General features: G+C 66.0%; 26 protein-coding genes and 2 pseudogenes. 19 read left to right on the top strand and 9 right to left on the bottom strand.

Annotated features, from left to right (window positions below; all coding sequences use genetic code 11):
• Positions 1-6: 6 nt before the first annotated feature.
• Positions 7-306, top strand: a complete 300-nt coding sequence (locus LL236_RS03770) for an SDR family NAD(P)-dependent oxidoreductase (RefSeq protein ID WP_228177455.1) — start codon at positions 7-9, stop codon at positions 304-306.
• Here the strand turns inward: LL236_RS03770 and LL236_RS03765 are convergent.
• From LL236_RS03765 to LL236_RS03755, 3 genes are read right to left on the bottom strand one after another with little or no spacing between them, the layout of a single operon-like run.
• The gene (locus LL236_RS03765) at positions 293-943 is read right to left on the bottom strand and encodes a TetR/AcrR family transcriptional regulator (protein WP_228177454.1); all 651 of its coding nucleotides are present in this window, start codon (positions 941-943) and stop codon (positions 293-295) included. The two genes, LL236_RS03770 and LL236_RS03765, sit on opposite strands and share 14 nt — an antisense overlap.
• 58 nt (positions 944-1,001) lie before the next feature.
• Positions 1,002-2,480 carry a GH39 family glycosyl hydrolase gene (locus LL236_RS03760; protein WP_228177453.1) on the bottom strand — a complete coding sequence of 493 codons (1,479 nt, stop codon included), beginning with the start codon at positions 2,478-2,480 and terminating at the stop codon, positions 1,002-1,004.
• 38 nt (positions 2,481-2,518) lie between these two features.
• On the bottom strand, positions 2,519-3,682 hold the full coding sequence (locus tag LL236_RS03755) for an FAD-dependent monooxygenase (protein WP_228177452.1): 1,164 nt from the start codon (positions 3,680-3,682) through the stop codon (positions 2,519-2,521).
• 227 nt (positions 3,683-3,909) lie between these two features.
• Between LL236_RS03755 and LL236_RS03750 the strand changes: the two genes are divergently transcribed.
• Positions 3,910-4,647: a sulfite exporter TauE/SafE family protein gene (locus tag LL236_RS03750; RefSeq protein WP_228177451.1), complete on the top strand. Its 738-nt coding sequence runs from the start codon at positions 3,910-3,912 to the stop codon at positions 4,645-4,647.
• 107 nt (positions 4,648-4,754) lie between these two features.
• Positions 4,755-6,275, top strand: a complete 1,521-nt coding sequence (locus LL236_RS03745) for a CoA-acylating methylmalonate-semialdehyde dehydrogenase (protein ID WP_228177450.1) — start codon at positions 4,755-4,757, stop codon at positions 6,273-6,275.
• A 14-nt stretch (positions 6,276-6,289) separates the two neighbouring features.
• Here LL236_RS03745 and LL236_RS03740 read toward each other — a convergent pair whose 3' ends face one another.
• Complete coding sequence (locus LL236_RS03740) at positions 6,290-7,846, bottom strand: PucR family transcriptional regulator ligand-binding domain-containing protein (protein ID WP_228177449.1); 1,557 nt, start codon at positions 7,844-7,846, stop codon at positions 6,290-6,292.
• A gap of 42 nt (positions 7,847-7,888) precedes the next feature.
• On the opposite strand from LL236_RS03740, the gene LL236_RS03735 reads away from it, so the two are divergent.
• From LL236_RS03735 to LL236_RS03710, 6 genes are all read left to right on the top strand, one after another.
• Positions 7,889-9,202 carry an aspartate aminotransferase family protein gene (locus tag LL236_RS03735; protein ID WP_228177448.1) on the top strand — a complete coding sequence of 438 codons (1,314 nt, stop codon included), beginning with the start codon at positions 7,889-7,891 and terminating at the stop codon, positions 9,200-9,202.
• Between the two features lie 10 nt (positions 9,203-9,212).
• On the top strand, positions 9,213-9,590 hold the full coding sequence (locus LL236_RS03730) for a cupin domain-containing protein (RefSeq protein ID WP_228177447.1): 378 nt from the start codon (positions 9,213-9,215) through the stop codon (positions 9,588-9,590).
• Positions 9,591-9,642: 52 nt separating this feature from the next.
• A complete protein-coding gene (locus LL236_RS03725; RefSeq protein WP_228177446.1) occupies positions 9,643-11,070 on the top strand; it encodes an NAD(P)/FAD-dependent oxidoreductase in 1,428 nt (475 codons plus the stop codon).
• A 145-nt stretch (positions 11,071-11,215) separates the two neighbouring features.
• Positions 11,216-12,088, top strand: coding sequence for a sugar phosphate isomerase/epimerase family protein (locus LL236_RS03720; protein ID WP_228177445.1), 873 nt, complete (start codon positions 11,216-11,218; stop codon positions 12,086-12,088).
• Complete coding sequence (locus LL236_RS03715) at positions 12,085-12,222, top strand: hypothetical protein (protein ID WP_228177444.1); 138 nt, start codon at positions 12,085-12,087, stop codon at positions 12,220-12,222. The genes LL236_RS03720 and LL236_RS03715 overlap by 4 nt, the downstream gene beginning before the upstream one ends.
• Positions 12,223-12,258: 36 nt before the next feature.
• A complete protein-coding gene (locus tag LL236_RS03710) occupies positions 12,259-12,513 on the top strand; it encodes a hypothetical protein (RefSeq protein WP_228177443.1) in 255 nt (84 codons plus the stop codon).
• On the opposite strand, the gene LL236_RS03705 is transcribed toward LL236_RS03710, so the two are convergent.
• Positions 12,514-13,056 (bottom strand): MarR family winged helix-turn-helix transcriptional regulator, encoded by a 543-nt coding sequence (locus LL236_RS03705; protein ID WP_228177442.1) that lies wholly within the window; start codon positions 13,054-13,056, stop codon positions 12,514-12,516. It abuts the gene before it with no gap.
• 432 nt (positions 13,057-13,488) lie between these two features.
• Here LL236_RS03705 and LL236_RS03700 point away from each other — a divergent pair, with 432 nt between their 5' ends.
• Complete coding sequence (locus LL236_RS03700) at positions 13,489-13,776, top strand: helix-turn-helix transcriptional regulator (RefSeq protein WP_228177441.1); 288 nt, start codon at positions 13,489-13,491, stop codon at positions 13,774-13,776.
• 140 nt (positions 13,777-13,916) lie between these two features.
• Here LL236_RS03700 and LL236_RS03695 read toward each other — a convergent pair.
• A pseudogene (locus LL236_RS03695) lies at positions 13,917-14,660 on the bottom strand (aldolase/citrate lyase family protein); the annotation flags it as partial.
• Here LL236_RS03695 and LL236_RS03690 point away from each other — a divergent pair.
• Positions 14,626-15,045 carry a class II aldolase/adducin family protein gene (locus LL236_RS03690; protein ID WP_308017242.1) on the top strand — a complete coding sequence of 140 codons (420 nt, stop codon included), beginning with the start codon at positions 14,626-14,628 and terminating at the stop codon, positions 15,043-15,045. The pseudogene LL236_RS03695 and the gene LL236_RS03690 overlap by 35 nt on opposite strands.
• Positions 15,046-15,050: 5 nt before the next feature.
• Here LL236_RS03690 and LL236_RS03685 read toward each other — a convergent pair whose 3' ends face one another.
• A complete protein-coding gene (locus tag LL236_RS03685; protein ID WP_228177439.1) occupies positions 15,051-15,773 on the bottom strand; it encodes a DUF4386 domain-containing protein in 723 nt (240 codons plus the stop codon).
• Positions 15,774-15,871: 98 nt separating this feature from the next.
• On the opposite strand from LL236_RS03685, the gene LL236_RS03680 reads away from it, so the two are divergent.
• Together LL236_RS03680 and LL236_RS03675 are read left to right on the top strand one after the other, a co-directional pair.
• A complete protein-coding gene (locus LL236_RS03680) occupies positions 15,872-16,540 on the top strand; it encodes a TetR/AcrR family transcriptional regulator (RefSeq protein ID WP_228177438.1) in 669 nt (222 codons plus the stop codon).
• 58 nt (positions 16,541-16,598) lie between these two features.
• Positions 16,599-17,336 (top strand): sulfite exporter TauE/SafE family protein, encoded by a 738-nt coding sequence (locus LL236_RS03675; RefSeq protein WP_228177437.1) that lies wholly within the window; start codon positions 16,599-16,601, stop codon positions 17,334-17,336.
• A 71-nt stretch (positions 17,337-17,407) separates the two neighbouring features.
• Here LL236_RS03675 and LL236_RS03670 read toward each other — a convergent pair whose 3' ends face one another.
• The gene (locus tag LL236_RS03670; protein ID WP_228177436.1) at positions 17,408-18,181 is read right to left on the bottom strand and encodes an IclR family transcriptional regulator; all 774 of its coding nucleotides are present in this window, start codon (positions 18,179-18,181) and stop codon (positions 17,408-17,410) included.
• A gap of 88 nt (positions 18,182-18,269) precedes the next feature.
• A pseudogene (locus LL236_RS03665) lies at positions 18,270-19,622 on the bottom strand (aldehyde dehydrogenase family protein); the annotation flags it as partial.
• A 277-nt stretch (positions 19,623-19,899) separates the two neighbouring features.
• Here LL236_RS03665 and LL236_RS03660 point away from each other — a divergent pair.
• Genes LL236_RS03660 through LL236_RS03635 form a run of 6 tightly spaced genes read left to right on the top strand, consistent with a single transcriptional unit; the run spans position 19,900 to position 24,581 of the window.
• Complete coding sequence (locus LL236_RS03660) at positions 19,900-21,342, top strand: Rieske 2Fe-2S domain-containing protein (RefSeq protein ID WP_228177435.1); 1,443 nt, start codon at positions 19,900-19,902, stop codon at positions 21,340-21,342.
• Positions 21,339-21,929 carry a 3-phenylpropionate/cinnamic acid dioxygenase subunit beta gene (locus LL236_RS03655; RefSeq protein WP_228177434.1) on the top strand — a complete coding sequence of 197 codons (591 nt, stop codon included), beginning with the start codon at positions 21,339-21,341 and terminating at the stop codon, positions 21,927-21,929. The genes LL236_RS03660 and LL236_RS03655 overlap by 4 nt, the downstream gene beginning before the upstream one ends.
• Positions 21,926-22,237 (top strand): hypothetical protein, encoded by a 312-nt coding sequence (locus LL236_RS03650; protein ID WP_228177433.1) that lies wholly within the window; start codon positions 21,926-21,928, stop codon positions 22,235-22,237. Before LL236_RS03655 ends, LL236_RS03650 begins: the two co-directional genes overlap by 4 nt.
• 28 nt (positions 22,238-22,265) lie before the next feature.
• Positions 22,266-22,460 carry a ferredoxin gene (locus LL236_RS03645; protein WP_228177432.1) on the top strand — a complete coding sequence of 65 codons (195 nt, stop codon included), beginning with the start codon at positions 22,266-22,268 and terminating at the stop codon, positions 22,458-22,460.
• A gap of 13 nt (positions 22,461-22,473) precedes the next feature.
• On the top strand, positions 22,474-23,697 hold the full coding sequence (locus tag LL236_RS03640) for an NAD(P)/FAD-dependent oxidoreductase (protein ID WP_228177431.1): 1,224 nt from the start codon (positions 22,474-22,476) through the stop codon (positions 23,695-23,697).
• 41 nt (positions 23,698-23,738) lie between these two features.
• Positions 23,739-24,581 carry an aldo/keto reductase gene (locus LL236_RS03635; RefSeq protein ID WP_228177430.1) on the top strand — a complete coding sequence of 281 codons (843 nt, stop codon included), beginning with the start codon at positions 23,739-23,741 and terminating at the stop codon, positions 24,579-24,581.
• The last annotated feature ends 11 nt before the right edge of the window (positions 24,582-24,592 follow it).

Genomic DNA, 24,592 nt, shown 5'->3' with positions numbered 1-24,592 from the left:
GGCTCGGTGACGGGCGCGCCCGAGACCGTCGACAGATTCGGCCGCCTCGACGTGCTGGTGAACAACGCGGCAGCGCCGCAGGGCGATGATCGGGCAGACATCGAAGAGGTGCCGGTGTCGACATTCGACCGGATCGTTGCCATCAACCTTCGCGGGACATACCTCATGTGTCTAGCTGCGGTCCCCGTGATGCGTCGACAGCGCTATGGGCGGATCATCAACATTGCGTCGATGGCCGGCGTCGAAGGCGGGGCTCCCGCTGACTCCGCGCCCGAGACGAAGGGCGTGGCCGTCAGCTCGATGTGAGGATCAGGTGGACGGTGTCGGCGAGACGCCCCAGGACGTCGTTCCAGTCATAGTCGCTTTCGGGACTGACCGTCGCCGCGACGCCGAGGCCGAGATACCGCACGCTCAGGCTGTAGAAGACCTCGAACGCCCACTCCGCGCGCTCTGCGGGAAGCTCGATGCGGTGCTCAGCGGCCGCGGTCGTCAGGGCTCGGACGAAGACTGCCTGCCCCGCGTCGCCGGACTGTCGCCCCCGATCGCGGATAGCCCGATCTTCGACGCCGAGCAGGAAGAACGGTGACAGCAGTTCGCGATTCTCCCGCAGGATCTCGGCATAGGCGGTCACGATCGCGGTCGTCGCGTGCTCGAAGGTCTGCGCGCCCACGCCGGCGTTGCTGACGCGACCCTCAGTTTCGGTATCGAGGCGATCGAACTCTTCGCTCTGCACGACGCGCAGCAGGTCGGCTTTGCTCGCGACCCGGCCGTAGATGGAACCGATCGAGAGCCCAGCAGCGGCGCTCACTTCGGCGATGGAGAACTGCCCGTTGCCTCGCTCCTGCAGAAGCTGAAGCACAGCGGAGCGCACTTTGGCGAAGGAGTCGCGGCTACGTCGCTGCTTCGGCTCCGCCACGCCGTTGACGGTCGATCGTGTCGCCATCGTCGCTCCGTTCGCGAGTCGTCTTCTCTCGTCGGGAGTGTAACCACCCGCCCTGGCTCTACCGCGCCTCCACCTCGACGAGGAACACCGATTGAGGCGCGAGGTCGAGGTCTAGCTGGATGCCTCCAGCGTCGGAGACCGCGGCATCGTGTGGCCCCTCGACCGCTCCTGCCGACGAGGTGCGCGTGACGCTCACGGTGCGCCCAGCCCAGGGGAGGTTGGTGATCTCGACGCGGGCGGACCCCACTCCTGCCGACGCCACGTCAGGGCGTTGCGGCGGGAGCGTGAGGCCGAGTTCGATACGGTGCTCGCCGATCGGGATGCGGAAGGTGAACCGGTCCTCCGCGCGCTCGGCCAGTGCCGTGTCGGGGGCGACGTAGTTGGCAACCAGCACGCGCACCACGTCTCCATCGCGACTTGCCGCACAGGCGAGACCGGACTCGTCGCCGCCGGTGACGGCAAGTCGGCGCCCCGTCAATGCGCGCCCAGCCATCGCGAGCGCGCGGGACCGCTCGTCGGGACTGCCGTCCGCCGCGCCGACTCCTGCGGGATCGACGAAACCGTAGTGCGGGTCCAGCCCGCTATCGGCGCGGAAAAAAAAGGCATGGTCGATGACCGTGTCCTGGAGGTAGATCGCCGTCGCCGCCTGGAACGCGCCCTTTTCGGCAGCCGGGGCGGTGGAGCTGGGGACGGCGAGGTAGTTCCAGTAGCTGAGCGTCAGGTCGGTGTCGGTGAATCCGTGCCGGTCGAGTAGTGCGCGCATCTGCTCGGCCACGTATCGATAGTCGAGAGGGTCGCGGCTTGCATCGGTGAACCAGAGGAACGAGAAGAAATCCAGGGGCAGGTCCTTGCTGCGCACGAACTCGAGGAAGCCCTCGCGATAGGGTGCGTCGACCTCGAGGGGGAAGGCGGTGGCCGGGCCCCCGACGGTCAGCGAAGGGTCGACACGGTGCACGGCCTCGCAGAATGCGCGGTACATGTCGTAGAACTCCTCGGGGCGTCCCGCGAAGTGCAGTGGTCCGAAGTCGGGCTGGTCGCCGAACTCGTAGATGCGGATGGGCTTGGCGGGACCGCCTGCCCACCCTTGTGAGTAGTGGCGCACGATGTGCTCGACGACGCGCCCGTACACCTCGAGATCCTCTGCCGGCAGCTTGTTCGAGGGGATGGAGCTGGCGATCGTGAACATGACGTCGGCGCCGAGGGAATGCACCGCCTCCACCCACTGGTCGGTCGGCGCGAAGTTGTAGCTCGCCGGATCGTCGACGTCGGCGCTCCAGTCCGGGAAGAGGCTCGTCGGATTGTTGCGCGTGTCCAGGCGGGAGACCCAGTCGAACGAGCGCACCACGGTCACTCCCGCGTCACGCCACAGGGGTGTCATGTCCGGGAACTGGGGGTAGCCGTCCACGGGCCCGGGGATGCCGCCCACGCCGTTCAGCGGCCGGAACGCGCGCTCGTCTCCCGCGTCGATGACGATCGTTCGGGGTGAAGAATCCGCCGCCGGAGTGACGGCAGGGGATGAGTCATCAGGGTGCGACACGAGTATCTCCTCGACGGTGAAGGGGCGGGGTGGGCCGCTCAGTACGGCATCCGCAACAGGCGGTTGGCGTACTCGTTTGCGATCGGTTCGTCGTGGCGGAGGTACTCGATGCGGGCGCGGTATGCCTCTGGTGTCACCGAGTCGAACTCCTCGAGCATCGACTCGATTGAGCGATCGTGGACAGCGCGCACGCGCGGCAGGCGCCGCTTCATGACGTTCAGCTGCGCATCCACGAGCGACTGATCCTTCGCGAGCTCCTGGGCGAGCACGACCCCGTCCTCGATGCTCATCGCTGCGCCGGATCCGAGGTACGGCGTCATGGCGTGCGCGGCGTCGCCCATGATCATCACGCGGCCTCGGAACCACGGGTACGGCACCCACACGGTCGAATACGGTGTGTACGCGACGTTCTCGGAGTGACGGACGTCCTCGAGAGCATCGGCCAGAAACTCGGAGCCTCCCGTCAGAGCGACGGCTCGATCGTGCATGATTCCGGCCATCTTGGTCGTGTCGTAGCGAGGACGCCCCTCCTCGGCGACGGTGAGAACCATGTACATGGTCTCCGCCGACAGCGGTGTGAGCATGATCTTGCCCCCATAGCCCTGGCAGATGATCGGCTGCATGAGTGTGCGCCGATTCGGAAGGGCCGCACGCCACGCCACGCCACCCACCGGGCGGGGAGCGTACTTCTCGCCGAAGTGATCGTGGCGCATCTGCGAGTTGATGCCATCGAAGCCGAGAACCAGGTCGTAGTCACCGTGGTCTCCGGTACTGAAGGTGACCGAGACCTTGCTGTCGTCCTGCACCAGATCGGTCACGGTCGTGCTCATCCGGATGGTGCAGCCGTTGTCGGTAGCGTGCTGAGCCGCCATCTCGAGGAAGGCCACTCGCGCCATGGTCACGCAGCCCGGGAGACCTTCGTCCTGCGTGCCGTAGCTCATGTTGCTGAGGAAGTTGCCCTCGGAGTCGTAGTTGTCGATCCCCGGGGCGGGATGCCCGAGCTCGAGAAACTTCTCCAGCAGACCGACCTCGCGCAGCGCGCGCAGCCCGTTGATGCGCAGCCCGAAGCCGACGCCGGCGACGCTGTTGTCGGGCTTGATGTCGATGACCTCGACCTGCGCGCCGATTCGGGCCAGGGCCGAGGCGGTTGTCAAGCCGCCGATACCGGCACCGACGATCAGGATCTTCATCGGCTCTGCCATGGCAGTCCTCTCTGAGCAGCCGTCGGGTGCGCACCGGTGCGCAGCGCGAATATTCGAATCCGAGCTATGGTTCGTATTTAGACCGTACCGGTATCGGCGATGGCACGCAAGAGGGTGATGGGGTGGGGAGAGATAGACGTGGTGTGCAGCCTTGCTCCGACAGCCGGTGCGAAGCGGAGAGGGCAAGCCTCCGGTAGCGTGCCGATGGTGACTGTCGAAGACGTGCCGTGCCCGAGCTAAGTGCTCTCGCGTGGGTCGTGCTCGCGGCGGGCGCGCTCGTCATCGGGCTGTCCAAAGCAGCACTGCCGGGCGCGGGAACGATCGCCGTCGTGCTGTTCGCCGCCGCGCTTCCTGCCAAGCAGTCGACGGGAACGATCCTCCTGCTGTTGATCGTCGGCGACGCGCTGGCGCTGCTTCTGTATCGGCGGCACGCGGATGTTCGCACGTTGCTGCGGTTGATCCCGACGGTGATCGCGGGCATCCTCGTCGGCACTCTGTTTCTTGCGGTCTCATCCGACGAGTGGGTCCGGCGGACGATCGGCATCATCCTGCTGGTGGTTATCGCGTTCACGCTCTGGCGGCGTAGATCCCGCGCGGATGCCGACGCGGTTCCGGGCACGGTGGCGGCGGGTTTCTACGGGGTGATGGGCGGATTCACGACGATGGTCGCCAACGCCGCTGGACCCGTGATGTCGATGTACTTCCTCGCCGCTCGGCTTCCGGTTCACGTGTTTCTCGGCACTGCGGCGTGGTTTTTTGCGGCCGTGAATGTCGCGAAGGTTCCGTTCTCGATCGGCCTCGGGCTCATCACACCGCAAGGCCTGCTGATCGATCTGATCCTCGTGCCCGCGGTCGTCCTCGGTGCGCTCGTGGGCCGCCAGATCGCATCCGCCATCAGCCAACGCGTGTTCGAGTACCTGGTGATCGCCCTCACGATCATCGGAGCCGTATACCTGCTCATCTGATGCATAGTCATGGACGGGGAACATGCCGTGCCGGTGTGGCATCCGCGTCGAACTCGCGTGACAGATTGTCGATCGATCGAGCGTGGCAGGTGACCTAACCTGACGACATGGCTGAACTCGACATCCCGACCATCCCTCACTGGATCGACGGCGCACCGACGGCGTCGCCATCGGGGCGCACGGCACCGGTCTTCAACCCCGCTACCGGTGTGGTCGCGGCCACCGTCGCGCTGGCCGACCAGGCGGAAACCGATGCTGCCATTGCCTCGGCGCGACGCGGGTTCGAGGAGTGGTCGTCGTGGTCGATCGCCAAGCGCCAGGGCGTGCTCTTCGCCTTCCGCGAGTTGCTCAACGCGCGAAAGCCGGAGCTGGCGGCGATCATCACCGCCGAGCACGGCAAGGTGCTCTCCGACGCAATGGGTGAGATCCTGCGCGGCCAGGAAGTGGTGGAACTTGCCACCGGTTTCCCGCACCTGATCAAGGGCGCATACTCCGAGAACGCCTCGAGCGGGATCGATGTCTACTCTCTCAAGCAGCCGCTCGGCGTCGTGGGTGTCATCAGCCCCTTCAACTTCCCCGCGATGGTGCCGCTGTGGTTCGCCCCCATCGCCATCGCAGCTGGCAACGCCGTCGTTCTCAAGCCCAGCGAAAAGGACCCGTCGGCCGCGCTCTGGCTCGCGGGGTTGTGGAAGGAAGCGGGCCTTCCCGACGGCGCCTTCACCGTCCTGCAGGGCGACAAGCTGGCTGTGGATGGGCTGCTGAACTCGCCCACCGTCGAGTCCATCAGCTTCGTCGGTTCCACCCCGATCGCGCAGTATATCTACGAGACCGCTGCCCGCAACGGGAAGCGGGTTCAGGCGCTCGGTGGGGCCAAGAACCACATGCTCGTGCTGCCGGATGCCGACCTTGACCTCGTCGCCGACCAGGCAGTCAATGCCGGCTACGGGGCGGCGGGTGAGCGGTGTATGGCGATCAGTGTGGTGCTCGCAGTGGAGCCCGTCGCCGATGAGCTGATCGCAAAGATCACGGACCGCATCGCGCGGCTCACCGTCGGCAACGGAGCGCAGACCGGCGATGCCGAACCCGACATGGGGCCGCTCATCACCGACCAGCACCGCCAGAAGGTGGCCGGATACGTCGATATCGCCGAGGCTGATGGCGCGACGATCGTCGTCGACGGTCGCTCGCTCGTCGTCGAGGGGCACGAGGACGGATTCTTCTTCGGGCCGACGCTCATCGATGGCCTTCCGACCACCAGCCGTGCTTACACCGAAGAGATCTTTGGTCCCGTCCTCTCGGTCGTGCGGGTCGGGAGCTTCGAAGAGGGAGTCGCGCTGATCAACTCGGGCGAGTTCGGCAACGGAACTGCCATTTTCACGAACGACGGGGGTGCAGCCCGACGATTCCAGAACGAGGTGCAGGTCGGCATGATCGGTATCAACGTGCCGATCCCGGTTCCCGTCGCGTACCACTCTTTCGGCGGATGGAAGAAGTCACTGTTCGGCGACGCCAAGGCCTACGGCGTTCACGGGTTCGACTTCTTCACCCGCGAGAAGGCGGTGACCGCGCGCTGGCTCGACCCGGCAACGCACGGCGGAATCAACCTCGGCTTCCCGCAGAACACCTGAGGACGCGTCGCGTCTCAGTCTCCGGCGGAGGACAGTTCCATCGCTGCCCACAGCTGAGCGCGACCGTCGAAGGTCGACAGATCCAGGCCGAGGAGTTCTCCCAGCTCATCGATGCGGGCGCGCAGGGTGTGTCGATGGATGTCGAGGGTGCGGGCAGCCGGGTCCCACGCGGTATTGGCGGCGAACCAGGCAGTCGCCGCGGCAAGCAGACGTTCACGGTGCGCGGGAGCCAGCTGATCCAGCGGCGCGAGCATGCGGCGGGCGACGAGTGGACCGCCGTTGTTTCGCAGCATTCCGATCACGCCGCGGTCGGCGATGGCGGAGAACTCGATGACCCCGGGCTCGCTCGACTGCCCGGCGGCGTGGGCTGCCTCGGCCAGCGCGCGGCTGAGATCTTCCCATCGATGGAGCTCGGCGAAGCCCGCGGCCGCGTCATGCTTCTGCAGCAGCTCAGCGACCCCCGCGAGTCCCTCGCGAGCGACCAGGATCAGCAGATCCTCCTCGCGTTCGGCGAAGAAGAGGATGCCTGGTTCCGCCGTTGCGGATAGTTCAAGCTCGTCGAGAAGCGACTGACTGCCGGTGAACCCGACGACCTGACCCGCCAGCAGCGGCGGCGTCGGCATCCGTCCCCACAGCGCCGTCGCTGACCGGGAAGCTTCTTCTGCGCGGCCAGCCAGCAACAGCTCGATGACCCCGGTCCGCACTCGCAGGCGCGCGTCCGAGACTGCTCGCTGTTGCTCCAGCGAGATGCTCGCCAGGGCGATGACCGACTCGACCAGATCACTGTGGGCGGAGTCCAGCGGGGTGTCGGCTCCCACGGCGAGGACGCCCCCGAGTCGCCCGCTCTGACCTATCGTCTGCAGCGTCGCAGCATGGGGCTCGGCGACGCGGATGCTTGCCGGTGTCGACTTGCGCAGCAGCATCCGGGCCCGCTCGACGACTGCGGGCTCGACGGATGCCGGGACCTCAGCGATTCCCGGAAGGCTGAGGGGTCGTCCTGCAGCATCGAAAAGTGCCACCCAGGTGCCAAGCCGGGAGGAGAGGGTTCGCAAAATCGCACGCAGGCCGTCTTGGCGCACGGCTGCCCGGGCCAGTGCTCGCTGCGACTCCAGCGTCCACGACAGCCGTGCGCTGCGATCGGCGGCTTCGGCATCCGCGACGTGCCGGATGATGCCGATGAACGGCGTCGTGCCGGGCACCTCGATCAGGGGGATCTCGAGGCGGCGGCACGCATCGATGAGCTCGGTGGGAACCTCCGGGTGAATGACGTCCGTCGCGAACCCCAATCCAGCCACCCCGCGCTGGCGGAGTCGGAGGCAGTAGGCCTCGGGAGAGGTGGGAGTCTGTCCGGCGAACTGCCCGCCGTCGGTCAACAGCAGCTGACCGGCTTCGAGCCACGGCGTGGGATCGGGCAGGTCGGAGTTGTGAACCCACGAGATGGTTCGGTCGAGGTGATCGGCATCGAGCTCGCCCACGGCACGCAGGCTGAACGCCCGAACGGCCAGAAGGGAGCGCAGGGTCGTCGGAATCGTCGTGCCAATCTGTCGATCGAAGAGTTCGCGGTACGACAATTGTGAACTATGCGAGCCGGTTCGGCGGAGCACACTAGGGGCATGGCTCTCACACCTGACGACACGAACGCGAGCATCAGCGAACGCGACCGATCGAGCGTCTTCCACTCCTGGTCCGCCCAGCGCTCCCTTGCTCCTCTGCCCCTTGCCGGTGGCAGCGGGAGCGAGGTCTGGGACGTCGACGGTCGCCGCTACCTCGACTTCTCGAGCCAGCTCGTCAACGTGAACATCGGGCACCAGCATCCGCGGGTCGTCGAAGCCATCCAGAAGCAGGCGGCGCAGCTCACGACAGTCGCACCCGCTCACGCGAACGCCACTCGTGCGCGCGCCGCCGAGTTGATCCTGGAGCGCGCGCCGGAGGGCTTCACCAAGGTCTTCTTCACCAATGGTGGGGCTGATGCCAACGAGAACGCGATCCGCATGGCGCGGCTTTTCACGGGACGCGACAAGGTCATCTCGACCTACCGCTCGTACCACGGCAACACGGGTGCGGCGATCGTGGCTACCGGCGACTGGCGTCGTATCCCCAACGAATTCTCGCGTGGACACGTGCACGTGTTCGGCCCCTACCTCTACCGCACAGAGTTCTGGGCGACCACTCCCGAACAGGAGAGCGAGCGAGCGCTGCGGCACCTCGAACGAACCATCCAGGCAGAGGGCCCCGACTCCGTTGCCGCGATTCTGCTTGAGACGATCCCCGGAACCGCCGGCGTGCTGGTTCCGCCCCCCGGATACCTCGCCGGAGTCCGAGAGATCGCCGACCGGTACGGCATCGTCTTCATCCTCGATGAGGTGATGGCAGGCTTCGCGCGCGCCGGGGAGTGGTTCGCCTTCGACGCCTTCGACGTGACGCCCGACCTCATCACGTTCGCAAAGGGTGTGAACTCCGGCTACGTGCCGCTGGGGGGAGTGGTCATCTCGGATGAGATCGCGCGCACCTTCGATGACCGGGTCTTCCCCGGCGGCCTCACCTATTCCGGTCATCCGCTTGCCGCTGCCTCAGCCGTCGCGACGATCGAGGCGATGGCCGACGAGAAGATCGTCGAACACGCGGCGCGCATGGGTACCGACATCTTGGGTCCGCGCCTGCGCGAGATCGCCGAGCGCCATGCTGTGGTGGGCGAGGTCCGAGGGCGCGGTGTCTTCTGGGCCGTTGAACTCGTTGCCGACCGCGAGACGCGCGAACCCCTTGCAGCCGAGCGCATGGCAGCGCTCAAGAAAGATCTCCTCGACCAAGGGCTCCTCGGGTTCTTCGCCGAGAACCGCCTCCACGTCGTGCCACCGGCTGTCGTCACCGAATCGGAACTTGACCGAGGGCTCACGATCATCGATGCGGCGCTGGGTCGCCTCGGCTGAGGATGCCGCGATGACCACCCTCGAACCCTTCCAGCCGCTCGATGTGGCGGATCTGGGCGTTGTGGGGACTTCGGTTCCCGACGACCTTCGACTCGAGGGAGAGCCCAGCACGGGCTTCATCGATGTTGCCGTGGTCGGCGGCGCGACGGTCGGAATCTGGGAGATGACTGCCGGTTCGATGCGCGACATCGAGGCTGACGAGGTATTCGTCGTCCTTTCGGGTGAGGCGACCGTGGAACTCATCGGGGAGGACGGACGGGTCGCGCGAACGATCGAGCTGCGCGCTGGTTCTCTGTGTCGACTCGAGTCAGGGATGCTGACGAGGTGGCATGTGCCCACGGCGCTGCGAAAGATCTACGTCGTGCCAGATCCCGAACCGGAACCATGATCCGCCTCCCGACTGCGGGTGGGTCCCCGACCACCATCGAAAGAGGATGCCCATGAGCGCGACCACGGCCTACGGCCACGAGATACGCACTGACCTCGGCACCATTCGTGGCGCGTTGGCGGAGGCATCCACCACCCCGTTTTGGCTCGACAACCCCGATCGTCCCGCCCCGCGCGGTGCAGTCTCGGGGCGGGTGTCCACCGATCTGCTCGTGGTGGGCGGGGGGTTCGCCGGGCTCTGGACAGCACTGATCGCCAAGGAGCGCGACCCGAAGCGGCGCGTCGTCCTCGTCGAGGGAAACCGCGTCGGCTGGGCCGCGAGTGGCCGAAACGGGGGCTTCTGCGAAGCGAGCCTCACTCACGGATGGGAGAACGGGGAACTGCATTTCGCCGACGAGATGCCGGTGCTGAATCGCCTCGCCGACGAGAACTTCGTTGCCATCCGTGCGGCGATCGAGCGGTACGGGATCGACGCAGAGTGGGAGGAGACCGGCGTCCTGACGGTGGCCACCGAGCCGCACCAGATCAGCTGGCTCCGGGAGGCTGCGGAGCGCTCCCCGAGCGAGACGTTCCTCGAGGGCGAGAGCCTTCGCGAGAAGGGGAACTCCCCGCTCTACCGCGCGGGACTGTTCGGAACCGACGGTGTCGCCTATGTGAACCCCGCCAAGCTCGCGTGGGGGCTCGCTGCGGCTGCCGAGCGTCTTGGCGTCGAGATCTACGAGCACACGCGGGTGACCCGCCTGCGCACCGACGGCGATGTCATGGTCGCGCAGACGGCGCACGGCGAGATCCGCGCGAGCCGGGTGGCCCTTGCTACGAACGTGTTCGCGTCGCTGCTGCCCGAACTGCGCCTGTTCACGGTGCCGATCTACGACTATGTGCTCATGACGGAGCCGCTGAGCGCCGACCAGCTCGCCGCCATCGGCTGGACCGAGCGTCACGGAATCACCGACTCGTCGCGCGAGTTCCACTACTACCGAAAGTCGTCTGACAACAGGATTCTGTTCGGCGGGTATGACGCGGTCTACCACCGCGGCAGGCGTGTGAAGGCGGCGCAGGACCAACGCCCCGAGACCTTCGAGCGGCTCGCCGATCACTTCTACAGCACGTTTCCGCAACTGTCCGGCATCCGGTTCTCGCACAAGTGGGGCGGCGCGATCGACATGTCCACCCAGCTCGTCGCATTCCACGGGTCGGCTCGCGGCGGGCGCGTCGCCTATAGCGCGGGATACACCGGGCTCGGCGTCGGAGCAACGCGGTTCGGAGCTGATGTCATGCTCGACCTGCTCGAGTGCCGCGATACCGAGCGCACGAGGCTGAAGATGTCGCGCCGGCTCCCGATCCCGATTCCGCCGGAGCCCTTGGCCTACCCCCTCATCCAAATGATGCGCAGAGCCGTAGCAAAGTCGGACCGTAACGGCGGGAAAGACGGGATTCTGCTGAAGCTCGCAGGACTGTTTGGCGTGGGATTCGATTCGTAGTCGGGTAGCAGGAGGGACCGCGAGCAGCGCGGCGCACCCGCTGGCATCGACGGCATGAGTCCGCGGATGCCGCGACCGTTCGTATGTAAACTCTGGAAGGTCGCCCCCTCGACCCGGAGCGGCGACGGGCGAGGAGGCCCTGATCGTGAATGTGCTGAGCTGCCACATCAACACCCTGGTCGCCGACGTGGAGCATCCCGAGCGGGATGCCGCGCTCGGGGTGATCGCGGACGCGGGATTCGACACCGTCGGGCTCCCGCCGGGGGTTTCGCGGGAGCAGGCGCGCGCGCTGCGGGAGGCGCTGCGGCAGCGCGGGTTGCAGGCCATCGTCTTCGTCGTCCAGCGTCCTGGGGCAGATGTCTCGAGTGCCGATGCCGACGAGCGACGCGCGGGTCGCGCACTGCTCGATTCCGCGCTGCAGGCAGCCGACGTGCTCGGCGCGAATCACATCACGGGTGTGCCCTACGCAGCGTACGGACTGTCATCGGTCTGGAGTTCCGACGCGCGAGCGTGGGCAGCCGAGGCCGTCGGCGAGTTCGCGGCCCGCTCGGCTGCCGGGGGTATCGAGGTCAGCGTCGAGGTTCTCAACCGCTACGAGTGCTCAGCGCTCAACACGGTCACCCAGGCTCTCGCGTTCCGTGACCTGTGTGCCCCGGAGAAGCCGAGTCTGCACCTGGACGGATTTCACGTCATGATCGAGGAGGCCTCGCCGCACGACGCGGTTATCCGCGCGGGCGACGGTCTTGGCATCCTCGAGTTCGGGCAGGCAGGTCGCGGAGCTCTGGATGCCGGGAGCCTCGATGTGGCAGCGCTCGTGCGTTCCGCCGTCGCGGCGGGATTCGACGGACCGATTGCGTTCGAAGCCTTCTCCCGCTCATGGTTCCCCCCCGCCGTGGCGGATCGGCTCCGGACCTGGACGGATCTGGACGTCAGCCGCACCGACCTGGTTCGCGAGAGTGCACACTTTCTGCGCCGCGCCGTCGGCGAAGGACGAGCCGAGAGAGGGGGCCTGCGATGACCGAGTCTGTCGTGATCCGCTGGCAGCTCAGGGATTCGCTCGTGGGCTATATGCTCCGGGATCCTGGTTTCGAGGTCGTCGCGACCGGGGGTGCGTCCTTCGACCCGGCGGTCGGAGTCACGCTTCCCGCGTAGCGACAGTCCTCGGGCGAGTTGCGGGCCAGCGGCTCCGTGGTGTTGCGCGCCCACGACGGTGCGCTGACGGTTCCGCTCGTGGGCGTGCGAATCCACGAGCAGACGCTGTGGATCGCAGCGCCGGGAGGCGGGGAAGAAGCACCCGAGCAGGCGTTCGTCACGCTGTCCGGGCAGCAGGAGGCCGGCGTGTTCCAGACGCAGCTGGCCGCCGAGTCCGATGCGCTGTTCCTGTACAACTATGTCCCCGGTGCCGACTTCGGCAGGCTCGAGGTGCGCGTCGTCGCCGAGTGATCAGCGCTCCGGAGGCGGGGCTGAGAGGATGCGGCGCTCGTATTCCTGCAGCGACGATTCGGCGTCCAGCATGCGGACCAGGAGTGCATTGAGCTGGCGCACCTCGTCGACGCTCAGCGATTCGTGCAGAATCGCCTGGCGCTCGAGCGCGACGGGCATGAAGTCATCGTGCACGATCGCGCCCTCGGGGGTCAGGTAGAGAAAGCGCGAGCCCCGCGGGCCGTTGCTCTGCTCGATCATTCCGCGATCGAGCAGAGCGTTCACGCTCTTGGATGCGACGGACTTGTTGATTCCGAGAATGCCGCACAACTCGGCAGCTGTCGCCCCCGGGTGGTTGCCCAACGCGCTGATGAGGCGCCATTCGTTGGTCCCCACGCCGTGCAGGTGGTGGAAGACCCGGGAACCGCCCCAGACGAGGAGGTTGCTGAGTAATCCGAGCAGAGCGGGGGTGTAGGTGTCGCGGTCGATCGTGGCCGGCAAAGGGTCCACGATCAACCCCTTCGCCGCCGCCCGCGCTGTGATCTCGGCGGATCGGTCTGTCATCAGCAGTGATCCTCTCGGCCCCGGTTCGTGGGGGCAAGTCTATGCGGATCGCCGCAAAAACTGAGCGTTTGCAGTTAAACCGGTTCGTATATAACCTATCGTCACGATCACCGGCATTTCGCAGATGCCGACGGGAACAACGGAGTCTCATGACCGCGACACTGACCCGCGACGACGTCATCGTCGACGTGGACCCCTTCTCGAGCGACGCTGCGGCCAGGGCGAAGGCAAACCAGGTGGCTGCGACACCGGCCGACCGCGCCCGTCGCGATCGGCGACCCGCGATGGCCATGACGAGGGCTCCGATGAGGACGAGCGCGGTAGCTGCGAGGAGGAACGGGTTCACGCGAGGCAGATTACAGGCAATAAATTACCGGAAGCAAATTACCTGGGTTGTGTCGCGTGTTTTGTAGGTCAGGTATCATTTCGAAGGTGGGCACTTGGACGTTCCTCACCAATCACGCGCACGTGTTGATCACGGTGGCGCGGGATCCGGGCATCCGCCTGCGCGACATCGCGTCAGCCGTCGGCATCACCGAACGCACGGCCCAGCAGATCGTCAGCGATCTCGTCGAGGGCGGCTATCTGCGCAGGGAGAAGGACGGGCGGCGCAACACCTATCAGTGCGTGAGCGACCTCCCTCTTCGGCACCCCGTCGAAAGCGACCACGCCGTCGGAGAGCTGCTCGCAGCCCTGGGCGACACCCCGGACCGCCGTTGAGGGTCAGCCGGGCTCAGTCCGCGACGACAGAAGCGCGGACTGTCGGTGAGCTCGGCGCAAAAAGTCCCATGGCAGTGATCGAACTCGACGATGGGTGCACCGTTGCGGCGCACCCGCGACGCTGGCAGCAACGAGCGAGATCAGTAGCTGGCGCGTTCTGAAGACTCGGGCTCCGTCGCGGCGCAGTAGCGAGCCGCCAATGCTTCCGAGCCTCGGGCAAGGAGTGCGACGTCGGCGCCGACGAGCATGAACGCCGCCCCGCAGTCGAGGTATCCGCGGGCCGCGTCAGGGTCGAACGCGTTCACGCCCACCGGCTTGCCGGCGGCGGTCACGGCGGCGAACGCCGCGCGCACCGCCGCCACGACCTCGGGATGGGTCTGGGCGCCGAGGAGGCCCATGGACGCCGAGAGGTCACTGGGTCCGACAAAGACGCCGTCGATGCCGTCGACTGCCGCAATCTCACCTGCCGCTCGCACGGCATCCACCGTCTCGACCTGCACGAACAGCGAGACGTGCTCGTCCGCGTCCGCGAGGTAGTCGTCCACGCGGTTCCACCGTGCCGAGCGACCGAGCGCGGAGCCCACGCCGCGGCGGCCGCGGGGCGGGTAGCGCACCGCGGCGACAGCGGCGGCGGCATCCGCGGCGGAATTGACCATCGGCACCAGGATGTTCTGCGCTCCCAGATCGAGGACCTGCTTGATGATGACGGCATCGTTCGCGGGGATGCGGACCACGGCGGTGACGGGGTAGGCGGCTGCAGCCTGCAGCTGAGCGAGCACGGACTCGACACCGTTGGGTGCGTGCTCCACGCACATCGCGGTCCACGACGACCAGGTCGCGACGCGGAACGTGGAGTTCCAGGCGGTGGTGCACGCCCAGCCCCCTCATCTGACCTTCCTGTCCCACATTCCCGCGTACCGCGACGATGCCACGATGAACGCGCGGCTGCTGCGCTGGGAGCCGGAGTCGATCGTCGCGCTTTCCCAGGGCATCCGCGTGCTTCCGTTCCTAGTGCCCGGTTCTCCCGAGATGATGGCGGCGAACGTGGCGGCGCTGCGGGAAACCGACATCTCCCTGTGGGGAAAGCACGGCGTCATGGCCCGCTCCGATCTTTCTGTCACGCGAGCGGTCGACCGCGTCGAGTACGCCGAGACCGGGGCGAAGTACGAGTACATGAACCTCGCAGCCGGCGGGATCGGAGAGGGCCTGACCCGGGACGAGATCCGTAGCGTCGCCGACGCCTTCGCGGTCAGTTCGCCCTGGATCTGACGCTCTCACGCGGCGACGGGGATCTTCGCCTCATCGTCGGTGGCCGGGCTGGAGCGCCGTCCCGCGAGCAGCAACCAGATCGTGAAGACGAGTTCGCTCACGATCGACGTCGTCGCCACGACGGCGAGCATCACCCCGCCGACCGGCTCATAGTCGGATAGGACGATGTGCAGAAGGGTGTCGAGTCCGTACGCGGCGCCGGCGATCATCAGGATGGCGCCGATGGCGCGGGGAGCGATCCGTGAGCGGATGATCAGCGCGCCGATCAGGATCAGATGCACACCGAAGGCGATCAACCCGACGAGCCAGGCGAAGTCGAACGCCGCGAACATGAGCAGCGCCACATCCGGGCCGAGGTCTGCCGCGCCGAGGCTGACCTCGAGGCCGACGAACAGGAAGACGGACGCAGCTCCGAGCATCACCGTGTAGACGATGCGAAACCATGCTGCGACCAGGGAGCGGGTCCGCCCGGCGGGGAGGAACAGCACGTACAGACCCCACGCCACGGCCACGTCGATGAGGAAGATCAGAACGAACGACGCCAATCCAAGGCGGAACAGGCCCTCCTGCTCCCTGATGGCAGCGGTCGTGGCGAGGGCGTCGGTCGGGTCGATCATCCCCTGCTTCACGACGAAGTTGGCGAAGATCGCAAGAACGAAGAGGGCGACGTAACCGAACGCGGCAACACGTGCGGCGGTGCGGCGGCGGATGTCAGTGTCAAGGGGCATGTCGATTCTCCTGGGTCGTGTCGTACTTAGTACGCTTCTGAGGGCACTGTATTCTTACTAAGTACGAGTCGTCAAGTCGACGGCGGAGGGGTGGAACGATGGTCGGCAAGCCGGGGGTCGTGCGCGGCTCGCTCGATCGTGGACGGATCATCGGTGGTGCCGTGGAGCTCGCTGACGATGTCGGCCTCGAGCCGTTGACCATCCGACGGCTCGCCGACCATCTCGGTGTGAAGCCGATGAGTCTGTACCACTACGTCAGTAGCAAGGACGACATCGTCGACGGGATGGTAGGGCGCGTCTTCGACGAAGTGGGCATGCCCGATCCCAGGGCCTCGTGGGATGCAGCGGTCCGAGAACGGGCGCGCTCGTTGCGCGCGGCATTGCGCCGGCATCCCTGGGCGATCCCGATCATGGAGTCGCGCCGGACTCCGGGGGTCGACATCTTGAAACACCACGACGCGATGCTTGCCACCTGGATGCGCTCAGGAATGCCTCTCTGGGCCGTGGCCCACGGGGTCGCGGTCATCGATGCGTTCGTCTACGGATTCGCGATGCAGGAGGCGGCGCTGCCCCTTGGCGGCACTGGAGGCGATCTGAGCGAGGCTGGGGAGCAGATCGTCGCACCGCTCTCGCCCGACGAGTATCCCGCGCTCCTGACCTTCACGGTCGAGCACGTGATGAAGCCCGGGTATGACTTCGGGGATTCTTTCGAGGTGGGACTGGATGTCATCCTGAGCGGGGTCACGCGCCTCGCTTCGGCGCAGTGACGGGAACGCGCCCGGTGCGACTCGGGTAGCGTGCTCAGCGTGAGTCGAGTGACCGTCCGTGCCTGAGCTCAGCGTCATCGCGTGGCTCGCTCTCGCGGCGGGCGCGGTCGTCATCGGGCTCTCGAAGGCGGCGCTTCCCGGCGCCGGCACGATCGCGGTCGCCCTGTTCGCGGCGGCACTACCCGCCGAGCAGTCGACGGGGACGATCCTGCTGTTGCTCATCGTCGGCGACCTGTTCGCGGTCCTCGCCTATCGGCGCCACGCCGACATTCGGGCCCTGCTGCGCTTGATCCCGACCGTCGTGGCGGGGATCCTCGCCGGGACGCTGTTCCTGGCCTACTCCTCCGACGAAGGGGTGCGCCGCACGATCGGTATCATCCTCCTCCTGGTCGTTGCGATCACGCTGTGGCGACGGCGAGCCCAGACCGATACCGTGACCGCGCCGAGCGCGGCAGCCGCGGGCGTGTACGGAGTGCTCGGCGGGTTCACGACGATGGTCGCGAACGCCGCGGGCCCGGTCATGTCGATGTACTTCCTTTCGGCCCGGCTGCCCGTTCACGTCTTCCTCGGCACCGCTGCATGGTTCTTCGCCGTCGTCAACGTCGCCAAGGTCCCCTTTTCGATCGCCTTCGGGCTCATCACGGTGCCGGGACTCGTCGTCGATCTGATCCTGGTCCCCGCCGTACTCCTCGGCGCACTCGTCGGGAGGCGCATCGCCGGCGTCATCAGTCAGCGTCTGTTCGAGCAGATCGTCATCGTCCTCACCGTCGTCGGTGCGGTCTACCTCGTCATCTGACCGTCCTACGCGGCCTGGCTGGCGTCAGCCCAGGGCGATGGATGCGCCTCCTGTGAGCGGTGAGGCGGCATCTACCCCAGAAGATCGGCGAGTGTGAGTGCTGCTTCCCGGAGTTTCCGCGAGATACTGCGCGACTTGCTTTGGGGCAGGCGGAACACGGGGGCCGAGATGTTGAGTGCGAGCTTCAGGCCGGAAGAAACCCCGACGGCGACCGCGACCGACGCGACCCCCATCTCGCTTTCCTCGCGGTTGGTGGCGTATCCGTCGCTTCGCACCCGCTCCAGCTCTTCCTTGAGTTGAGACAGGCTCGCTATCGACTTCGGTGTGACAGTCTCGAGATGTTCGTCCGGGTACAGGCGATCGAGGCTGTCGTCGCTGAGTTCGGCGAGCAGCGCCTTTCCCGTCGAGGTGCAGTGCGCAGGCATCGACAGGCCGAGTCGTGAAGCCACCCGAACTGCCGAGGCGGGCTCGGCGACGGCGAGGAACCGGACACGATCTCCCTCGAGGGTGCCCAAGTGCGCGGTCTCCCCGATCTCTGCCGCGAGGTTCTCGAGCAGGGGCTGAGCGATTCGCGGCAAATCGAGTCTGCGGAGGACGGAGAAGGCGACGGTGGTGAGTGCCGGACCTGGCTCGTACGCCTTGGTCGCGGTGTCCTGCCGCGCGAAACCTCGCCACGTGAGCATGGCCAGTATCCGATGCGCGGTTGACGTCGCCACGCCGAGGTGGGCGCTCGCCTCGGTGAGACGCACATCACCTCTTTCCCCGAGCAGGAGAATCAACCGCAACGCGTTGTCGATCGACTCGATGGGGTACTGGGGCGCCGCGGTGGTAGTCGATCTCTGCACAGGGGAATCGTAGCCCTTCGCCTGTGACGGCGCAGCGACCTCGAGAGCCGACACTTGGGGGCGCATTCCGTCGAGTGCGGTACAGGCTCTACGTCAGCATGATCGTCGTGGTCTTCGTCTCGGCATAAGAGAGGAGCTCTTCGAGAGACTCTTCCCGACCGATACCTGAGGCCTTCACTCCTCCGAACGGAAGCCCCCAGAAGTGCCGGCTGCCGCTGTTGACCAGAACGTACCCCGCCTCAACGCGCTGTGCGACGACGTGGGCGCGTGTGATGTCGCGGGTCCAGATGCTCGAGGTGAGTCCGTACTCGACGCCGTTCGCGATCGCGATCGCCTCCTCGTCGGAGTCGAACGTGATCACAGAAAGTACCGGGCCGAAGATCTCGTTCTGCTCGACGAACGACCCGGGAGCCACCCCGGACAGAAGTGTGGGTGCGACGAACCACCCGTCGGGGGTTCCGTCCGGCCGATGTCCACCGGTCTCGACAGTCGCGCCTGCGCTGAGAGCCTCGGATATCGCGTGCAGGGACTTCTCCATCTGAGCTCTCGACACCAGGGGACCCATCTCAGTGGAAGGGTCCAGGGGGTCTCCGACGCGGATCGATGCCATACGTTCCGCGACGAGGCGGATCATCTGCTCGGCCACCGAAGAGTGGACCAGCAGTCGGCTCGTCGAGCCGCAACTCTGCCCGGCAACCCAGGTGAAGTTCATCCCGGCGACGGCGCCGGCAGCGGCGGCTTCGAGGTCGGCGTCTTCGAAGACGATCTGAGCGTTCTTCCCACCCAACTCGAGGGTCACGTGCTTGACTCCCGTCTCCGCAGCATCCCGTTGGATCGACTGGCCGGTCGTGGTGGACCCGATGAACCCGATTCGGCGGACATCCGGATGCCGAACCAGGGCACGCCCGGCTACGGCCCCGCGACCGCTCACGACAAGCAGGAGGTTGGTGGGAAGGACACCCGTGGCCAGCTCGGCCAAGCGCAGGGATGAAAGGGGCGTCTGGTCGGGTGCCTTGAGCACGACAGCGTTGCCGGCCATCAGTGGAGCGGCGATCTTCGATGCCGCGAAGAAGAAGGGGTGGTTGAACGCGCCGATGCGAGCGACGACCCCGTACGGGATCTGCGTTGTGTAGTGCAGGTTCGCGCTGACCGGGATCGTCCGGCCGCCGAGCTCGAGCGCCATGTCGGCGAAGATGTCGATGAGCTCCGCAGCCGCATCCACGTCGTTTCGCATCATGGACAGGGTGAACCCGCCGTCCAGCGCGTCCAGCTCGGCGAGCTCTTCCTTGTGGTCCCGGATCGTGGCTGCCAGGCGGCGCAGCACGGCCGCGCGGGCGCGAGGCGGGAGAGCCGCCCACTCCGGTTGTGCGGCGTGGGCAGCTCGGACCATCCGATCCACCTCGCTCGCATCCAGGTCGGGGACCGACGCGAGCGGCTCGGCGCTGGTCGGGTTCTAGACCTCGTAGCGTGACGAAGTTTCCCACGCAACGCCGTCGAGGACGGCGTTCCAGGTGCGGGTGGCGGCGTTGGGGGACGGGCTCATCTCGACTCCAGGATCGGCAGACACTAATTCTGTTGGTCAGAAGCATAGCGACGAGGGTGGGTGTATTGCTTGACAAAATGTCCCTGTCGAGCAGAATAAGATTCTGAAGGACAGAGACAACAGCTGCGCTCCGAGCTCTGAGTGCAGAAGCGCGGAGACAGAGGACTGGGTACGTATGGGCAATCCGACGACGACCATCTACGACGAGATCCGTCGTGGGATGATTCCGGCATTCATCTACAACGACGGCGAGATCCTCGACCGCGAACGCAAGAACCTCTTCAGCAGAGCCTGGCTGTTCGTCGGCCATGAGTCGGAGATCCCACAGGCGGGTGACTATGTCGTCCGACGCGTCCTCGATGACTCCTTCATCATCGTCCGCGACGAAACCGGCACGATCCACGCGCACTTCAACATGTGCCTCCACCGCGGTATGCAGGTGTGTCGTGCCGAGATCGGAAACGCATCCCACTTCCGTTGCCCGTATCACGGCTGGTCCTATCGGAACGACGGACGTATCGTCGGTCTGCCGTTCCACCAGGAGGCCTACGGCGGCGAAGCAGGATTCAGCCGAAAGGGCGCGCGGCTGCTGCCCGCCCCGAACCTTGACATGTACAACGGTCTGATCTTCATCAGCATGGACCCCGAGGCTCCGCCGTTGCTCGACTACATCGGCGACTTCCGCTTCTACCTCGACTACTACACGAAGCAGAGCCCGAGTGGGATCGAACTCAAGGGGCCGCAACGTTGGCGCGTGAAGACGAACTGGAAGATCGGTGCCGAGAACTTCGCCGGCGACATGTACCACACGCCGCAGACGCACACCTCGGTCGTCGAGATCGGCCTGTTCCGTGAGCCCAAGGCTGAGAAGCGCAAGGACGGCAACACCTACTGGGCCGGGAACGGCGGAGGCACGACGTACAAGCTCCCACCGGGCGACCTCGACGAGCGTTTGCGCTACGTCGGCTACCCGGAAGAGATGATCGCCCGGATGAAGGAGACCTGGTCGCAGGCTCAGCTGGATGTCGTGGGACGCGACGGCTTCATGATCTCGGCCGCGTCGATGTTCCCCAACATGAGCCTCGTCCACAACTGGCCGAAGGTCGAAGAGGGCTCGGACGAGGACGTGCTCCCGTTCATCTCACTGCGCACGTGGGTGCCGATCAGCGAGAACGAGACCGAGGTCTACTCCTGGTTCGCCGTCGACGCCGAGGCGCCCGAAGAGTTCAAGGCACTGTCGTACAAGGCCTATCTGATGTGCTTCGGTTCGAGCGGCATGTTCGAACAGGACGACGTCGAGAACTGGGTATCGCTGACGAACACGGCCAAGGGGTCTATGGCTCGTCGACTCCTCCTCAACGGACGGATGGGCATGTTGAAGGACGGCTCGCCCGTCGTCGCGCCGCTCACCGAGGACGAGTTCGCAGGGCCCGGCGTCGCGCACGTCGGCTACGGCGAGTACAACCAGCGGCATCTGCTCGACCGTTGGGCCGACTACATGGAGCCGGAGTACGAGGGAGTGGACTTCCACGCGCTCACCATCGGTGGCGAGATCTCATCGGATGCGACTCCCCGCCCGAAGGGAATCACCAATAACGGGCAGGAGGTGACCCGATGATCGAGGAGACGGGAACCGCGATCTCGCAGGCATCACGACTTCGAAAGGACTCGACGCTCGCATCTCGTGTGGGAGCATCGCTCCCTTTCACGAGCGAGATCCACAACACCATCAACCGGTGGCTGGTGGAGGAGGCCTACACCCTTGATCAGCAGCGCTACGAGGAATGGCTCGAACTGCTGACCGAGGACATCCACTACATCATGCCGGTGCGCGCGACGACCGCCCTCGGCACACCGTTCACGACCTCTCCCGGGATGGCGCACTGGGACGAGAACAAATACTCGCTGAGCCGCCGTGTCGCGCGCTTCCTCACTGAGCATGCCTGGACCGAAGACCCCCCGTCTCGTCTGCGCCACTTCATCACGAACGTGCGGGTGTTCGAGAGCGACGTCGCCGGCGAGGTCGTCGCAGATTCCGCCGTGTTGCTGTTTCGCAGTCGCGGAGATGTGAACGAGCCGTCGTTGATCTCGGCACACCGCGAAGACGTCTTCCGTGAAGTCGATGGCCAGTACAGACTCGCCCGTCGCGTGATCATGGTGGATGAGTCGGTGCTGCGGACCCAGAACCTGGCGATCTTCCTATGACGATCGAGTGGGAAGGCGCCGACCTCGACCGCGCGGCCGCGAGCGCTGCCGCCGAAGAGCGTGCGCGGCTCCTCGAACGTCGGGTGGGTGAGCCGCTGCAGATCGCGAACGAGTTCTCTGAGATCACCGTCTCGCGCGTCGAGACCCGAAACGGAACACGACTTCTGATCGATTCGTCGAAGACAGGCCAATGGATCGCCCTCGATCCGCTCGAGCTGGAGGCTCTCACCTGGCAGACGGTGCGGACGTTCTCCGAGATGATCGGGACCCCCGACGCGCCACTGTTCCCAGACTCACCTGACCAGTAACCCCCAACCGACCAAGAAGGAAAGCCAGATGGCCACCGTGAAGGCTGATCTCTCGCTCTGCCAGGGATATGCAAACTGCGTCGTCGCCGCAGACGACTACTTCGACATCGATGATGAGGGACTCGTCGTCCTCCTGAAGACCGAGGTTCCCGATTCCGAGCGGACACGCGTCGAGGAGGCGGCCCGCAGCTGCCCGGTATCGGCGCTGTGGGTCGAAGACTGACGGAGCCCCACCTGTGTCTCACGTCGTGATCGTCGGTGGCTCCGTCGCCGGCATGAAACTTGCACAGAACCTCCACTCGGAAGGCTTCGGTGGCGCCATCACGCTCGTCGATGCGGAGCCCAACCCGCTCTACGACAAGCCTCCGCTGTCGAAGGACTATCTGAGCGGTGCATCGTCTGGTGATCGGATCCAGCTGACTTCTCCTGAAGCGCTCGCTGACGCTGGCGTCACGACGAAGTTCGGTACGCGGGCAACAGCTCTGGACCCCGCGAGCACGAGCGTCTCCCTCAGCGACGGTACGACCCTCACGTACGACAAGCTGGTCATCGCGACGGGGGCTCGCGCGCGCCGTACCCCTTGGGCCGACCTCCCCGGCGTGCATGTTCTGCGGTCTCGGGCGGACGCAGATGCCCTCCGGGCCGATCTCGTTGCAGGGCGGCACCTCGCCGTCATCGGGGCGGGCTTCATCGGTGCGGAGGTTGCCGCGACAGCAGTGAAGGCGGGTCTGAGGGTCAGCATCATCGAGCCCCTGGAGGCTCCGATGGGGCGAGCCATGAACGCCCAGATCGGCAAGATATTCGCGGACAAGCACTCGCGTGAGGGGGTCGGGTTCCGGTTCGGTGTGTCAGTTGAGCGCGTTGACCGACTGCATGAGCAATGTCATCTGCTGCTGACGGACGGCTCGACTCTGAGCGTCGACGCGGTCCTGCTGGGCATCGGCGCGATTCCCAATACGGAATGGCTCGCCGGATCTGGCGTCAGCGTCGACAACGGCGTCATCTGCGATGCGACACTCTCGGCGGTCGGTGTCCCCGGCGTGTACGCCATCGGTGACGTCGCACGATTCACGAATGACCGTCATCCCGACTCTGTCCGCCTCGAGCATTGGACCAGTGCCGCCGACCAGGCGCAACTGGTGGCGCACAACATCGTGCACCCGGAGGATCTTCGTGCGTACGATCCGACCGAGTACGTATGGAGCGACCAGTACGACTGGAAGATCCAGATCGTCGGACGGACCGGCTCGGAACACTCCAGGCTGGTCGGAGAGCCCGCCGCGGGACGATTCGGCGTGGTCTACGGCGTGGACGGTGAAGCCGTCGATGGTGCTGTGATCGTCAACTGGCCGCGCGCACTCATCGACGCACGACGATCTGTGGCATCCCGGGCTCGCACCCAGGATCTCGTCGCGCGGCTGCAGGCTGCGATTCAGTCGACATCGCCCGCGACGCGCTGACCAGCCTCGGCGACGCCGCCCACCTCCAGAGGAGCCAGACCGTGACAGCACACGAGCAGACGACGCGTCCGCTTCTTCGGGGCGCCCGCATCCCTCGCGTGGGGATGGGGACCTGGCCGCTGGTGGGCGATGAATGCGCCGCCATGGTCGAAAAAGCCGTCGACCTCGGATACCGCTTGTTCGACACGGCGGAGAAGTACGGGAACGAGGATGCCGTCGGGGCCGGTCTTCGCGCATCCGGGATTCCTCGCTCGGAGGTCTTCATCACGAGCAAGTTCAACAAGGAGAACCACAGTGTCGACGGTGTGAAGCGCGCCTACGACAGCGCGCTCGAAGCGATCGGTGTGGACTACCTCGACCTGTACCTGATCCACTGGCCGGTCCCCGCGCTGGATCGCTACGTCGATGCGTGGCGTGGGCTCGTCCAGCTGCAGGAGCAGGGGCTCGTGAAAGCGATCGGTGTCTCCAACTTCACGGTTCACCACATCGATCGAATCGTCGAGGCGACCGGCGTGTTCCCCGATGTCGATCAGATTCAGCTCAGTGTCGATATCGCGCGCGTCGAACAGCGCGAGTACCACCGGGCGCACGGAATCCAAACGGAGGCGTGGAGCCCTCTCGGGCGTGGCGGCCCGCTTCTGTCAGACCCCGTCGTGGGCCGGATCGCCGCTGGTCACGGCAAGTCACCGGCCCAGGTGCTGCTGCGCTGGCATCTCGATGAGGAGATCGTGCCCGTCCCGCGGGCGATGACTCACGAGCAGCTCGCGCAGAACATCGACATCTTCGACTTCACCTTGACCCCGGAAGAACTCGCCCTCCTGGGCTCTTTCGATCGGGGCGAACGCGCAGCGCGTGATCCGGACGACCCCGCCAATGGGCACTGAGGCCGCAGCGC

It is taken from the genome of Microbacterium schleiferi, from assembly GCF_020781975.1.
In the GTDB taxonomy this organism is placed as follows: domain Bacteria; phylum Actinomycetota; class Actinomycetes; order Actinomycetales; family Microbacteriaceae; genus Microbacterium.
This window is presented reverse-complemented; position numbering and strand designations above follow the sequence as displayed.